Annotated in this window: 11 protein-coding genes; 7 read left to right on the top strand and 4 right to left on the bottom strand. The window is 66.6% G+C overall.

Annotated elements, in window-relative coordinates:
* Nucleotides 1–202 precede the first annotated feature (202 nt).
* The 4 genes from ACN0V4_RS21075 to ACN0V4_RS21060 form a co-directional block, all read right to left on the bottom strand.
* A complete protein-coding gene (locus ACN0V4_RS21075) occupies nt 203–2,137 on the bottom strand; it encodes a TRAP transporter permease (protein WP_417679821.1) in 1,935 nt (644 codons plus the stop codon).
* A 75-nt stretch (nt 2,138–2,212) separates the two neighbouring features.
* On the bottom strand, nt 2,213–3,400 hold the full coding sequence (locus tag ACN0V4_RS21070) for a TAXI family TRAP transporter solute-binding subunit (protein ID WP_417679819.1): 1,188 nt from the start codon (nt 3,398–3,400) through the stop codon (nt 2,213–2,215).
* 317 nt (nt 3,401–3,717) lie between these two features.
* Nucleotides 3,718–4,809 carry a phosphotransferase family protein gene (locus tag ACN0V4_RS21065; protein WP_417679817.1) on the bottom strand — a complete coding sequence of 364 codons (1,092 nt, stop codon included), beginning with the start codon at nt 4,807–4,809 and terminating at the stop codon, nt 3,718–3,720.
* Between the two features lie 42 nt (nt 4,810–4,851).
* Nucleotides 4,852–5,697 (bottom strand): enoyl-CoA hydratase, encoded by an 846-nt coding sequence (locus ACN0V4_RS21060; RefSeq protein ID WP_417679815.1) that lies wholly within the window; start codon nt 5,695–5,697, stop codon nt 4,852–4,854.
* Nucleotides 5,698–5,929: 232 nt separating this feature from the next.
* Here ACN0V4_RS21060 and ACN0V4_RS21055 point away from each other — a divergent pair, with 232 nt between their 5' ends.
* From ACN0V4_RS21055 to ACN0V4_RS21025, 7 genes are all read left to right on the top strand, one after another.
* Complete coding sequence (locus ACN0V4_RS21055; protein WP_417679813.1) at nt 5,930–7,660, top strand: class I adenylate-forming enzyme family protein; 1,731 nt, start codon at nt 5,930–5,932, stop codon at nt 7,658–7,660.
* 72 nt (nt 7,661–7,732) lie between these two features.
* Nucleotides 7,733–8,506: a VOC family protein gene (locus tag ACN0V4_RS21050; RefSeq protein WP_417679811.1), complete on the top strand. Its 774-nt coding sequence runs from the start codon at nt 7,733–7,735 to the stop codon at nt 8,504–8,506.
* A gap of 25 nt (nt 8,507–8,531) precedes the next feature.
* Entirely contained in the window at nt 8,532–9,839 is a 1,308-nt protein-coding gene (locus ACN0V4_RS21045; protein WP_417679809.1) for an acyl-CoA dehydrogenase family protein, read from the top strand.
* Between the two features lie 3 nt (nt 9,840–9,842).
* Entirely contained in the window at nt 9,843–10,616 is a 774-nt protein-coding gene (locus ACN0V4_RS21040) for an SDR family NAD(P)-dependent oxidoreductase (RefSeq protein ID WP_417679807.1), read from the top strand.
* 30 nt (nt 10,617–10,646) lie between these two features.
* Entirely contained in the window at nt 10,647–11,444 is a 798-nt protein-coding gene (locus tag ACN0V4_RS21035) for an SDR family oxidoreductase (protein ID WP_417679805.1), read from the top strand.
* A gap of 24 nt (nt 11,445–11,468) precedes the next feature.
* Entirely contained in the window at nt 11,469–12,617 is a 1,149-nt protein-coding gene (locus ACN0V4_RS21030) for an acyl-CoA dehydrogenase family protein (protein ID WP_417679803.1), read from the top strand.
* A gap of 15 nt (nt 12,618–12,632) precedes the next feature.
* The gene (locus ACN0V4_RS21025; RefSeq protein ID WP_417679801.1) at nt 12,633–13,823 is read left to right on the top strand and encodes an acyl-CoA dehydrogenase family protein; all 1,191 of its coding nucleotides are present in this window, start codon (nt 12,633–12,635) and stop codon (nt 13,821–13,823) included.
* Nucleotides 13,824–13,957 lie beyond the last annotated feature (134 nt).

Here is a 13,957-nt window from a genome sequence, read left to right as displayed (position 1 = left end):
GCCGCTGCGGGGGGTGGCGCCCTTCCTTGGCGGCGACAGCCACGCGGTGGCAACCGGCCTGTTGGGACTGTCCGAGGACAGCCATGCGGCGCTTCTGGCCCGCGGTGTCATCTCGCTGCGCCCGACCAGCCTGCGCGGCATCGGCTGAGCCGATCTCGACGGCCCCCGCCCGCAATCATCCGGGCGAGGGCCGCATCTTGCGCTATTCCGCGGTCACCGCGCTGGTGTCCCGGTTGTCGAGCCAGACCGCCAGCGCCAGCAGCGCCGAAATCCCGCCTCCCACAAGCGTGGTCAGCATGCCCGGAAAGCTGAAGGCGAAGCCGGCCGCCGCCAGCGGCAACCGCAGGATCGGGCGCACCGTCCCCAAGCCCAGCAAATAGCCTTCAAGCCCACCCGAGATCAGCACGATCCCCAGAACGATCGAAGGCAAGACGTAGAACAGCGGCGTCAGATCCCCCTGCAGCACCAGCGCCGGCTGGAACAGGAAGAACAGCGGCACGAAATAGATCACCACCCCCAGCCGCATCGCGGTGAACGAGGTCCGCATCGGCTTGGCCCCTGCGATGGTGGCGGCCAGAAAGGCCGCCGCCCCCACCGGCGGGGTGATGACCGACAACATCGCATAGTAGATGATGAAGAAATGCACTGCGATTTCATTCAGCCCGCCGGCCTGGATGATCGCCGGCGCCAATGTCACCGCCAGGAAGATATAGGCGACGATCGCCAGCCCGGCCATGCCCATGATGAAACAGGCCAGCACGCCGAGCGCGATGATCAGATAGACATTGTCGCCCCCCATGGCCACCAGCCCCGACGTCAGCGACCCGGTCACCCCGGTGATGGTCAGCGCGCTGGCGACAAAGGCGATGGGCAGGATGATCGCCGCCGTCTGGGTGACCAGAATGCCGATCTGGCGCAGCGTCTCGTATATCCGCCGGGGCGTCATCCAGGTGTCGCGCCGCAGAAAGCTCAGCGCGATCATCAACAGGCAGGCATACCAGGGCGCATAGAATTCCCAGCGCATGTAAAGCAGTCCCCAGACCAGGAAGACCAGCACCAGCAGGAACGGCCAGCCCTGCCGCAGCACCCGCCGCGCAGAGGGCAGTTTATCCGCCGGCATGCCGGTCAGCCCCTTGCGCGCAGCATAGGCATCGACCTGCAGCAACAGGCCGAAATAGAACAGCAGCGACGGCAGGATCGCCGCCACCATCACGGTGGCATAATCGACACCGATGGTGATCGCCATCACGAAGGCGATCGCCCCCATGACCGGCGGCATCACCACCCCCCCGGTCGAGGCGCAGGCCTCGATCGCGCCGGCGTAATGTGGCGGATAGCCGACCTTTTTCATCGTCGGGATGGTGATCGACCCGGTGCCGGCGATATTCGAGAAGATCGACCCGGACAGCGAGCCGAAGAAGGCCGAGGCCACGATCGACACCTTGGCCGGCCCACCGCGGTATTTGCCGAAACCGGCATTGGCCAGGTCGATGAAGAATTCGCCCGCTCCGGTCGCGATCAGCACGCCGGCGAAGACCAGAAAGCCAAGGATGATCTCGGTCACGATCTTGGTGGTGATGCCCATCATGCCCTCGGTCCGGAACACATGGGCGTCGATCATCTGGTCGAAGCCATAGGGAATTCCCATGAACAGCCCGGGGAACCTGTCGGCGACCAGCGGGTAGAGACCCAGAAGCAGGATCACCAGCAGAAACGGCATCCCCCCCGAGCGCCGCCCGAGTTCAAGCATCATCAGCCACACCAACACACCGCCGGGCAGGTTGGTCCACGCCCCCTCGGCGATGTCCCAGGCATGGGTCGAGAACCACAGCGAAACCCCGAGAGCAAGGATCGCGGCGGCGATGTCGTAAAACGGGATCCGCCTCTGGCCGCGCCAGGCCGGCAGGGCGATGAAGGCGGCGGCCAGGAACAGGCCGATGAAGATCCAGTAATATTGCGCCTCGAGCAGCCCCTGCCCGCCGATCGGCAGGCCGAAGGTATAGACCAGCCCGACCAGCAGGCCGCAGCTGCATAGGATGACGAAGATGATACTTGCCGGCGAATAGAGATCGCCCAGGCGCGTCGCCTCGGAGGCCAGCGTCTCGGGCGGCGCGGTGTCGGTGGTGATGTCAGACATGTACTTGCCCCGGTGGAATGGTGGAAATGACCAGGGGCGGGGCACCGGATGGCGCCCTGCCCGCTTCCGTTCGGATCACAGTCGCGACCGGAAACCCTCGAGCCCCGCCGTATGGCTGGACAGGATGTCGAGAAAATCCTGGTTCTCGGCATCGGGCTTCACTTGCTTTGCGCGCGCCTCCTCCAGCGCCGCCGTCCGCGCGGCGATCCAGCTATCCATCCTTTCGATGGCGGCCTGGTTCCACTGGTCATCGGCCGCGCTCCACTGACCGATCTCGCGCAGATAGCGGATCGTCCCCTCGTGCACCGGCAAGGGCGAGCGATCGAGATAGGCGCGGAACTGCTCCAGCGACATCCGCGCGGCCAGGTCATGGGTGTCCTTGTAGGAGTCGTAGGACATATGCATCCACCTGGCCATGTTATAGGCAAAATCGGCATCCGCATCGGCCGGCAGGCCATAGAGATAGTTCGACGTCATCCCCTCGACTCCCACTGCGCTCTTGACGCCGAAGGTGATGGTCGAGGGGATCACCATCGGCCGGTATTCCAGATAGCGCGACCAGGCCTCGCGATCGGCGGCGGGCATCGGAACCCAGCGGATCCCACCCGGGGCGCCTTCCATCTCGGACAGCACCGAGGAAATCGGCGAGGCGTGGGCGATATCCGTCTTGCCCTCGGTGACCGAGCGGCAATTGGCGCCATAGCTTGAAACCGGAACATAGGTCAGCACCGTCCTCGCCTCGTCCGGGTCGATGCCCAGATAGGCCGGCAGCGCCTTTTCGACTGCGGTGCCCATGCCGGTGGCAAAGACCGCATCGGCCACCCGCGCACCTTTCTTGAGATCCTCCATGCTGTGAATGTCGGAATCGCCCGACACCACGAAGCCCCAGGGCGTATCGTTGTGATGCCACAGGATGCGCATCGGCACCGGCCTGGCTCCGGCATAGGCGCCGATGCCTTCGATCTGAAACCGCATCTCGGCCGCCGAGACCGAGGAAATCGCGATGTCCTTGCGGTCGGTCAGCCGTTTGTAGCGTTGCAGCTCGGACCCTTCGGGCACGATGCGAACGGTGGTTCCGGTCTCTTTCTGCAGGATGGGCCCCCAGCCGTTGGTCGAGGCGAAGCTGCCCGTGGTGGTGCCCGGCGTGCCGATGACCAGGAGCCGCGGCCATTTGAATTCCTCCGCCGCCAGGCCGCCCGGAAAACCGAGTACAGTCAGCAACAGCCCGGACATCCCGGCCTTGAGGGTCGTGCGTCTTTTCATGTCTTCCTCCCCTGAAACAGTGATCTTTGCCGGACCGTGGAACAGGCCGCCGGGAGCGATCTGGGATCCGTGCTCCTGTCGTCCCAAGCCACTCAATCGCCCAAGTCCTCCATCCCGAGCGCGATCCTGACATATGTCAGGCTAAGCGAGAGGAGGTCGAATCGTCAACTGCTGTCTCCGGGGGAGATTGCGTTTCAGCATCATTTCCGCAGGCGGACGGATTTGATTTTATTATTTGAAATCAATGTGATGAAATATAGGCCACCGACCCCGCCGGCGGGGCTGAGAACCAGCGGTTCCCCCCGTCCCGGATGGCGTCAGACCTCTGCCCGAGCGCTGTCCCTGCGGCGCGCGATGGCAGCGCCGGTTTCGGCCAGACGGCGCGCGCGCCAGCCGTCGGCCTCGGCGCTGGCGCTGGCACTGCTGGCGTTCCCCTGCGCTGCCCGGGCGGCGACGCCCTGCAGGATACAGGCGGTGCGAAAGCAGCCAAAGGCCAGAAAGACATCCCAATCGGGAATGCCGGACCGACCGGTCCTGTCGCAATAGCGCGCGAGGATCTCCTGTTCCGGCGGCAACCCGTTGGCCACCATGTCCGCGACCCCCGGCAGATCGGTTGGAAGATGATAGTGCTGGCAGAGATAGGCCAGATCGGCCAGCGGGTGACCGATCGTCGCCAATTCCCAATCGAGCACGGCGATCACCCGCGGCTCGGTCGGGTGGACAACCATGTTGCCCAGCCGGAAATCCCCATGCGCAATGGCGCTTTCGTCGGCAACCGCGCTGTGTTCGCCCAGCCAGTCGCGCAGCCAATCCATCTGGGTATAGTCGAAGTCAGCCGGCAGCGCCGCCTTGGCGCTCTCGTATTGCGCCGCCCAGCGGGCAGTCTGGCGCGACAGATAGCCCTCGGGTCGGCCGAAATCCTGCAGCCCGGCCGCCCGCCAGTCCACCAGATGCAGATCGGCCAGCCGATCCACCAGCGACAGGGCCAGCGGCGCGCGCTCGGCTCTCGGCAAGGGCCCCATTGCCGCGGCCGGGATGATCCGCCCGTCGACATGTTCCATGACGAAGAATTCCGCCCCGATCACCTCGGGATCGTCGCAATAGGCGGCCACGGCGGGCACCGGAACCGGGCTGTCGGCCAGCGCCCGCATCACCCGGCATTCGCGGTCGATCGCATGCGCCTTGGGCAAGAGCTTGCCCGGCGGTTTCTTGCGCAACACGTAGCGACGCCCGCCGGAGAGGGTCAGCAGGAAGGTCGGGTTGGACATGCCGCCCTGAAACTGCGTCACCTCCAACCCGCCTCGGACCTCGGGCAGGATCGGGGCCAGCCAACGCGCCAGGGCGCCCTGGTCGAAACGGTGTTGCGGCAGCGGCGCGACGGTCACCGGGGTCGTGGTCTGTGCGGTCATGGCGATAGGATCCGATTGGCTGAGGGCGATGGGCCGCCGGTTTCAGAGCGGCGGAAACTCGGCGGCGCGTTTTTCGACGAAGCTTTGCACCCCCTCGTGGAAATCCGGCGCGGCGAAACTGGCCTGCATCTCTGCATCGGCCAGGGCGAGCGATTGGGCAAAGCTCTGCACCGCGGCCATGCGGACCTGCCGTTTCATCACCGCGATCGAGCGTGGCGAGACATCCCAGGCCAGCCGCCGCGCCACCTCGGCAACCTGCGGCATCAGCGCCGTCGGGGCGAAGGCCGCGTTCACCAGACCGAGCTGCGCCGCCTCGGCGCCGGTGATCTTGCGCCCGGTCAGCAGCAGATCGAGCGCCCGCGCCTCTCCCACCAGATGAGGCAGCAGCCAGGCCATCCCGTGTTCTGCGATCAGCCCCCGCTGGGCAAAGGCGGTCGCGATCCCGGCATCCTCTGCGGCGAACCTCAGATCGGCATAGAGCGCCATGGCCAGGCCGATCCCGGCGCAGGGGCCGTTGATCGCGGCGATGATCGGCTTGGGGCAGGCGAACAGATAGCCGAACCGTCCCGGGTAATCGGGCTGCGGATCCGGCCCCGGCGCATCCGGAAAGGCCACGTCATCGGGATAGAGCGCGGCCCGCCCCCCGGTGACCGCGCCACGCGCCAGCGTGATCTGCAGCCCGGCCATGTCGGCGCCAGCGCAGAATCCGCGGCCTGCGCCGGTGATGACGATACAGCGGCAGGCAGGGTCACGTCCCGCCTGCCCGATGGCATCGCGCAGCTCCTCCGCCATCCGGGGCGTCCAGGCATTCAACCGGTCCGGCCGGTGCAGCCGGATGGTCACCACGCGCGCCTCTAGCGTCACGCGTATCTCGCGATACTCGTCCATGGGTCTGTCCTCCTCCCGCAGCTGCCGGGGGTCTCTCCGCATCCCTGACAACCGTCAGGAAACAACCCTAGGGCTGTCCTTGCCATCGGTCAATCCACCTCCGAGCCGGCGACAGAGACCTATTGACCTGTTTCGGAATCTATCGCTACAAGTTTGACTGACATTTGTCAGGCTCATGGAACCGATTGGGAGGTCGGCCTCGTGAGTCGCCGGAGAGGAGGCCGGTGATGTCATGGAAGCCAGCAGTTTGCAGGTCATGAACCCCGCCGAGGCCTGCCTGCCGCCCGAGCTGGCGGAGGCAGTGGCCCGGATCACCCGCGACGATCCGCGGTATCAACTGACCCGAACGGTGATCCGCGGACAGGAAATGCGCGTCTTCGCCAATGCACCGCGTTCTGTCGGCCTGCTGTTCGACGAGGCCGCCCGCCGCTTTGCCGATCGCGACGCGCTGGTCTATGACCGGGATCGCTGGACCTATGGGGCGCTGCGCCGCGACGTGGCGCGGCTGGCCAATGCGATGACCGGCCCCTTGGGCCTGCGCCGGGGCGAGCGGGTCGGGATCGCCATGCGAAACTATCCCGAATTCCCCATCCTGTTCCTGGCCGCCGCTGCGGCGGGGCTGGTGGCGGTGCCGCTGAATGCCTGGTGGTCGCGCGAAGAGCTGACCCATGCCATCGGCGAATGTGGCATCCGCGCGGTCTTTGCCGACGGCCCCCGCGCCGACCGCCTGCTTGGCCATACAACGACGGGCGGTCTGCGGCTCATCGGGGTGCGTGATACCGATCTGGGCGAAAGCTATGCCGCCCTGCGCGACGCCGCGCCCGAGGACTGGCCACAGATCGACGTCGATCCAGAAGACGACCTGGCGATCATGTTCTCCTCCGGCTCGACCAGTTTTCCCAAGGGGGTGATCCAGACCCACCGCAACGCGATCTCGGCGATCTGGAGCTGGATGATGGGCCGAGAGATGGCCGCGCAGACCGCCACACCACCCGCCCAGCCGCTGTCCTGGCTGGTGCCCTCGCCGCTGTTTCACGTCACCGCGCTCTATGCCAACCTGATCCAGGGTTTCGCCTGCGGCGCCAAGATTTCGCTGATGTACAAATGGGACACCGACGATGCGATCCGCCTGATCCGGGACGAACATGTCACCCGCGTCACCGGGGTGCCGACGCAGACCGCCGATCTGGCCGAGGCCGTCGCGGCGCAGGGGCTGCGGTTCGACCATCTGGACTCGATCGGAGGCGGCGGCGCCAATCGCCCGGCGGCGCAGCTGCGCCGGCTGGTCGAGGTCTTTGCCGGGGCTACCCCCGGAAACGGTTGGGGCATGACCGAGACCGCCGCCGCGGGCATGACCTTTTACGGCCCGGACTATGTGGCGCACCCGGATTCGGTCGGCCGCCTGACCCCGCCGCTGTTGGACATGCGCGTCATCGACGACGACGGCCACCCCCTTCCCCCCGGCCAGGTGGGCGAGCTGCAAATCCGCGGTGCCACAGTCATGCGCGGCTATCTGAACCAGCCCGAGGAAACCGCCCGCAGCCTGCGCGACGGCTGGCTGTCCACCGGCGATCTCGTCCGGGTGGATGAAACCGGGCGGGTCTATATCGTCGACCGCAAGAAATGCATCGTGCTGCGCGGCGGCGAGAATATCTCCTGCCTCGAGGTCGAGAACGCGCTGCACGACCATGCCCATATCGCCGAGGCCTGCGTCTTCTCTGTGCCCGACGACCGGCTGGGGGAAACGGTGGGGGCGGCGATCCACGCCCCTTCGGCCGCCGGTCGGCTCGGGGTCGAGGCGATCACCGCCTTTCTGCGCCCGCGTCTGGCAGCGTTCAAGATGCCGGAACGGATCTGGCTCCTGGCCGGCCCGCTGCCGCGTGGCGCCACCGACAAGATCGACCGCACCGCCATCCGGGCCGCCTGCCTGGCGCGGGGGCCCGATTTGATCGCGGGGCAGTGACATCCCGGTGAGCTGACCGGGCACACCATCCGCCGGGCCGGAATTCGGCCCCGCGTCGCGAAGGGAGGAAACATGAACCTGTATCTGCGCCAGATCTGCCTTGTGGCAGAACAGCTCGACCCGGTGACCGAGGCGGTGGAGGCGATCCTCGGCGCGCCGGTCTGCCACGTCGATCCGGCGGTGGCGAAATTCGGTCTGGAAAACGCGCTGATGGCCTTCGGCACGCAATTCCTGGAAATCGTCGCCCCCACCGGCCCGGGCACCGCCGCCGGCCGTTATCTGGACCGGCGCGGCGGCAATGGTGGCTATATGGTCATCACCCAGGCCCTCGACAAAAGCGGGCAAGAGACGGTTCGCGCCAATGCCGCCGACCGCGACGTGCGGGTGAGCTATGACAGCGACCGCGGCGACTGGCATTTCATGCAGCTCCATCCCGGCGACATGGGCGCGGCCTTTCTCGAGGTTGACTGGAACGAATATCGCGACCCCACCGGCTTTTGGCATCCCGCCGGCGGGCTTGACTGGCAGGATCACGCCGGGGCCGCAGCCGTCACCGCGATCACCGCCGCCGAACTGCAATCAGGCGATCCCGTGGCCCTCGCCGCCCTTTGGGGCGGGGTTGCGGGCCAACCGGTCGAAACCCGCGACGGTGTCCCGCATGTGGCGCTGGCCAATGCCGATCTGCGCTTTGTCGCGGCCAAGGATGGGCGCGGGGCCGGACTAGGGGCCATCGACCTGCGCACTCCCGACCCCGCCCGCGTGCTTGCCGCCGCCGAGGCGCGCGATGCCCGCCTGTCCGACACCCAGGTGACGATCTGCGGCACCCGGATCAATCTGGTGCCCTGAGGCACCCCATCAGGAGACTTGCAAGATGACCGACCCCGCCGACCAGTTGAACAACCTCGCCCTATCGGCCGAAGCCCGCCCGCTGCTCGACAAGGTGATCCACCATGTGCGCGAGTTCTGCGATCCGGCGCTGCGCGACTATGAACGCCTTGGTCGCAACCGGCCCGAACGGTTTCAATACGCCCCCGGCCAGCTCGAAATCCTCGAGGATCTTAAGACCCGCGCCAAGGCCGAAGGGCTGTGGAACTTCTTTCTGCCCAATGCCGAAACCGGCGAGGGCCTCTCGAACCTCGATTACGCCTATATCGCCTTCGAACTGGGAAAGAATCCGCTGGCCTCGCAATCGCTGAACTGCGCCGCCCCCGACACCGGCAACATGGAGGTGCTGGAACGCGTCGGCACCCCCGAACAGAAGGAAAGATGGCTCAAACCGCTACTGGCGGGAGAGATCCGCTCTGCCTTTGCGATGACGGAACCGGATGTTGCCTCTTCCGATGCGCGCAACATCGGCACCCGCGCGGTGCTAGAGAATGGCCAATGGGTCATCAACGGCGAGAAATACTATATCTCGGGCGCCGGGGATCCGCGCTGCAAGATCATGATCGTGATGGTCAAGACCTCGCCCGAGGCGGAGCCGTTTCGCCAGCAAAGCCAGATCCTGGTGCCGATGGACACCCCGGGGGTCGAGATCGTCGGGCCAATGCAGGTCTTCGGCCATGACGACGCGCCGCACGGGCATATGCAGATTCGCTTCACCGACGTGCGGGTGCCCGAGGAGAATATCCTCTGGGGCGAGGGCCGTGGCTTCGAGATCAGCCAGATCCGCCTCGGGCCGGGCCGCATCCATCATTGCATGCGCTCGATCGGCGCGGCGGAGAAGGCGCTCGACCTGATGATCCACCGCGGGCTGACCCGCGAGGCCTTCGGCAAGCGGATCATCGACCTGGGCAAGAACATGGAGACCATCTCGCGCAGCCGGATCGAGATCGACGCCATGCGGCTGATGGTGCTCAAGGCGGCCAAGGCGATGGATGTGCTGGGCAATAAGGAAGCGCGGATCTGGGTCTCGAAAATCAAGGCGATGGTGCCCGAGAAATGCTGCAAGATCATCGACGACGCGATGCAGGTGCATGGCGCCACCGGGCTCAGCCAATGGTCGCCGCTGTCCGAGATGTACATCAAGCAGCGCACCCTGCGGTTCGCCGACGGACCTGACGAGGTGCATCACCATGTGATCGCCCGGGCCGAGCGGCAGGCATTCGAGAACTCCAACGACCGGCGCGCCGCCGCAGCGGCCGCAACCGCCGGTGGCACTCTCTTCGAAGGACCGTGAGGCATGCGAGACCTGTTCGACCTGACCGGCAAGACCGCCCTGCTGACCGCCGCGTCAAAGGGCATGGGGAAAGCCATGGCCGCCGCCCTCGCCGCCCATGGGGCGACCGTGGTGCTGTCCTCGCGCAAGCAGGACCAATGTGAGGCCGCCGCGGCCGAGATCAACGCCGCCTGCGGCACCACCCGCGCCCATGGCATCGCCGCCAATGCCGGCCGTCACGATGATCTGGTGGCATTGGTGGCGAAAACCCGCGAGATCGCCGGGCCGATCGACGTGCTCGTCGGCAATACCGGGGTGAATGTGTTCTATGGCCTGACCTCGGAAATCCCCGATGCCGCCTATGAGAAGACCATGCAGACCAACGTGCAGGCGAACCTCTGGCTGGCGCGACTGGTGGCGCCCGACATGATCGCCCGCGGCAAGGGGTCGATGATGTTCACCTCCAGCGTGGGCGCGTTCAAACCCTCGCCGACGCTCGGGGTCTACGGCATGTCCAAGCTCGCCCTGATCGGTCTGGTACGCAACTTGGCACAGGAATGGGGGCCCAGCGGCATAAGGGTGAATGCGATCTGCCCTGGCCTGGTGCGCACCGATTTCGCCAAGGCGCTGTGGGACAATCCCGAAGCCGAGGAGCGCGCCAATTCGCAAATCCCGCTGCGCCGCCTCGGCGCGCCGGAGGATTTCGGCGGGGTCGCCGTGTTCCTGGGGTCAGAGGCCAGCGGCTATGTGACCGGCCAGGCCCTGACTGTCTGCGGCGGCACCAACATGTGGACCTGACCCACGCAACGTCAGGGGAGGAGGATTGACATGGATATCACCGGAAAGATCGTCGTCGTCACCGGGGCGGCGGGCGGGATCGGCCGCGCCCTGGCCCTGCGCTGTCACGCGGCCGGCGCGGCGCATGTGGTCTGCGCCGATCGCGACGTCGGCGGCGCCACGGCCACGGCGGCCGCGATCGGCGGGACGGCAATTGAAACCGATGTGTCGCGCGAGGCCGAGATCGCCGCGCTGATCGACCGGGTCGAGATAGATATCGGACCGATCGGCCTATTTTGCTCGAACGCCGGGATTACCGCCCGCGGCGGCCCGGAACTGCCCGACGCGATCTGGCAAAACATGTGGGACATCAACGTCATGGCCCATGTCTGGGCGGCGCGCCATCTGGTGCCGCGGATGATCGCGCGCGGCGGTGGCTATCTGCTGAACACCGCCTCGGCCGCCGGGCTGCTGAACCAGGTGGGATCGGCCCCCTATGGCGTCACCAAGCACGCCGCCGTCGGCCTCGCCGAATGGTTGGCGCTGACCTATGGCGATCAGGGCATCAAGGTCTCGGTCCTCTGTCCGCAGGCGGTCAATACCGCGATGATGAAGGGCAAGGAGGGCGGCGTCGCCGCGGTCGACGGGATGATCGAACCCGATGCCGTCGCCGAGGCATGCCTCGCCGCGATCCGGGACGAGCGGTTCCTGGTCCTGCCCCACCCGGAGGTGGCCGGCTACATGCAGAACAAGACCCGGGATTACGACCGCTGGATCGGCGGCATGCGCAAACTGAACCGCAGGTTTTCCGCCACGCCCCCGGCGCCCCAACCGGCGCCGGCCGGCTGACGATGGCAAGACGAGGACACGACAATGGATTTGCAATACAGCCCCGAACAGGTGCAGCTTCGCGATATCATCGACCGCGTGGTGCGCGAGGAATATGATTTCGACACCCGCCGCGACATTCTCGCCGCCGGCGGGTTCAGTGAAACGCATTGGATGACATTCGCCGAACTCGGTTGGCTGGCGGTCCCCTTTGCGGAAGCGGATGGCGGCCTCGGCGGCAATGCCGTCGACCTGGGGCTGGTGCTGCAGGGCATCGGCCGCGGGCTGGTGCTGGAGCCGGTCCTGCCCACCCTCCTCGGCGGGCTGCTCATCGCCGACTTGGGCGGACCCGAACAGAAGAAGGCCTGGCTTGAACGGGTGATCGCCGGGCAGCTACGGCTTGCGGTGGCGCTTTCCGAACCGGGCAACCGCTCCGATCTCGGCCGCAGCCGGACGCAGGCCCGAGCCGAGGGCGACGGCTGGCGGCTGACCGGGCATAAATCCGTGGTCCCCGGCGCCGACCGGGCCGATATGCTGCTGGTTCCGGCGGCCGATGCCACCGGCGGGCTGAGCCTTTTCGCGATCCCGGCAGAGACCGCGGGGCTGAGCCTGCTCAGCTATCCCACCCATGACGGCACCGGCGCCGCCGATCTGATCCTCGACGACGTCGCCCTGCCCGGCTCGGCCCTGATCGGCCCTGCCGGTGGCGCGCTGGCGAGCCTCGAGCGCAACGCGGATCTGGCCACGACGGCGCTCTGTGCCGAGGCCGCCGGCGCCATGGCCGTCTTGGTCGAGACAACGCTCGACTATCTCAAGATGCGCCGGCAGTTCGGCCAACCGCTCAGCACCAATCAGGCGCTGCAACACCGGATGGTGGACATGATGGTCGCGCTGGAAGAGGCCCGCGCCTCGGCGCTGGCCGCCGCGCTCAGGATGGAAGCGCCCGACCCGGCAGAGCGCGCCCGCGCCGTCTCTCTCGCCAAGCTCGAGATCAACCGCACCGCCCGGCTGGTGGGACAGGAGGCGATCCAGCTGCACGGCGCGGTTGGCATGACCGACGAACTTGCCGCCAGCCATTATTTCAAGCGCCTGACCGCGATCACGCAATCGGGTGGAACCACGATCTGGCATCAGGACCGGATCGCGCGACTGGACGCCGAGGCCCGCCAGGCCCGCGCCCTGGCCGCGGAATAGGACGGAGGACCCCAAATGGAACTGTCCCTGACACCGGACGAACTGGCATTCGCTGACGACGTCCGCGCCTTTGTCGCCGCCAACCTGCCCGAGGACATCGCCGAGAAGGTACGCTATAACGAGGTGCTCAAGCGCGACGACTACATGCGCTGGCAACAACGGCTGGCCGCGCGTGGCTGGCATACGATCGGCTGGCCGGTCGAATATGGCGGCCCCGGCTGGACTGTGACGCAGAAATTCCTGTTCGAACTGATCTGCGGCGAGATGGATTGCCCGGTGATCCAGCCCTTTGGCCCGCGCATGGCCGGCCCGGTGATCTATAGCTTCGGCACCCCCGAGCAGAAGGACCGTTTCCTGCCCGGCATCCGCAATTCCACCGACTGGTGGTGCCAGGGTTATTCGGAACCGCAAGCCGGGTCGGACCTCGCCACGCTGGCGACCCGGGCCGAGGACGCCGGCGATCATTACATCGTCAACGGCCAGAAGATCTGGACCAGCTATGCCCATTACGCCAACTGGATGTTCTGCCTGGTGCGCACCTCGCGAGAGGACCGGCCGCAGAAGGGCATCTCTTTCGTGCTGATCGATATGGCCACGCCCGGGATCACCGTCGAGCCGATCATCGGCGTCGACGGGCGGCATTCCTTCAATACCGTGTTCTTCGACAATGTTGCGGTGCCCAAGGCGAACCGCATCGGCGAAGAGGGCAAGGGTTGGACCTATGCCAAGTTCCTGCTGGAACACGAGCGCGTCGACAATGCCGCCATCGGCGTGACCAAGAAGGCGCTGGAGCGGGTCAAGCACTTGGCCGAACGCCCCGTCGACGGCCCCATCGCGCTGATCGACGATCCCCGCTTCCGCACCCGGCTGACCGAGATCGAGGCACAGTTCGCCTCGCTCGAAATGATGGCGCTCAAGGTGCTTTCGGATGTGGCCTCGGGCAGCTCTCCCGGCCCGGCCTCCTCGCTGCTGAAAATCCGCGGCACCGAGATCGCCCAGCGGATCAGCGAATTGGGAATGGAGGCGGCGGGCCAATATGCGCTGGCCGCGCCGAGGCCGCAGGAGCGGGGCAACCTGCCACCGCTCGGCCCGCGCGAGGCTGAAATGGCGATGAGCAACTACCTCTGGCGCCGCGCCATGTCGATCTATGGCGGCAGCAACGAAATCCAGCGCAACATCATCGCCAAGCGCATTCTCGAGATGTGATCCGAGCCGCCACCGCCCGGTCGGCCTGCGCCGCCGGGCGCGGCGCGCGTGGCTCCCATCCTCGCGCTTCGGGGGGGAAGCCCCCTCCCCTCCCGCTCCGCCGCCCCCCAGAGACCCACCCCCCCATCCAATGC

The organism is Pseudodonghicola sp. (genome assembly GCF_048268305.1).
Taxonomy (GTDB): Bacteria; Pseudomonadota; Alphaproteobacteria; order Rhodobacterales; family Rhodobacteraceae; genus Pseudodonghicola.
Note: the sequence above shows the minus strand (reverse complement) of the source record. Positions and strands in the feature narration are given on the sequence as shown.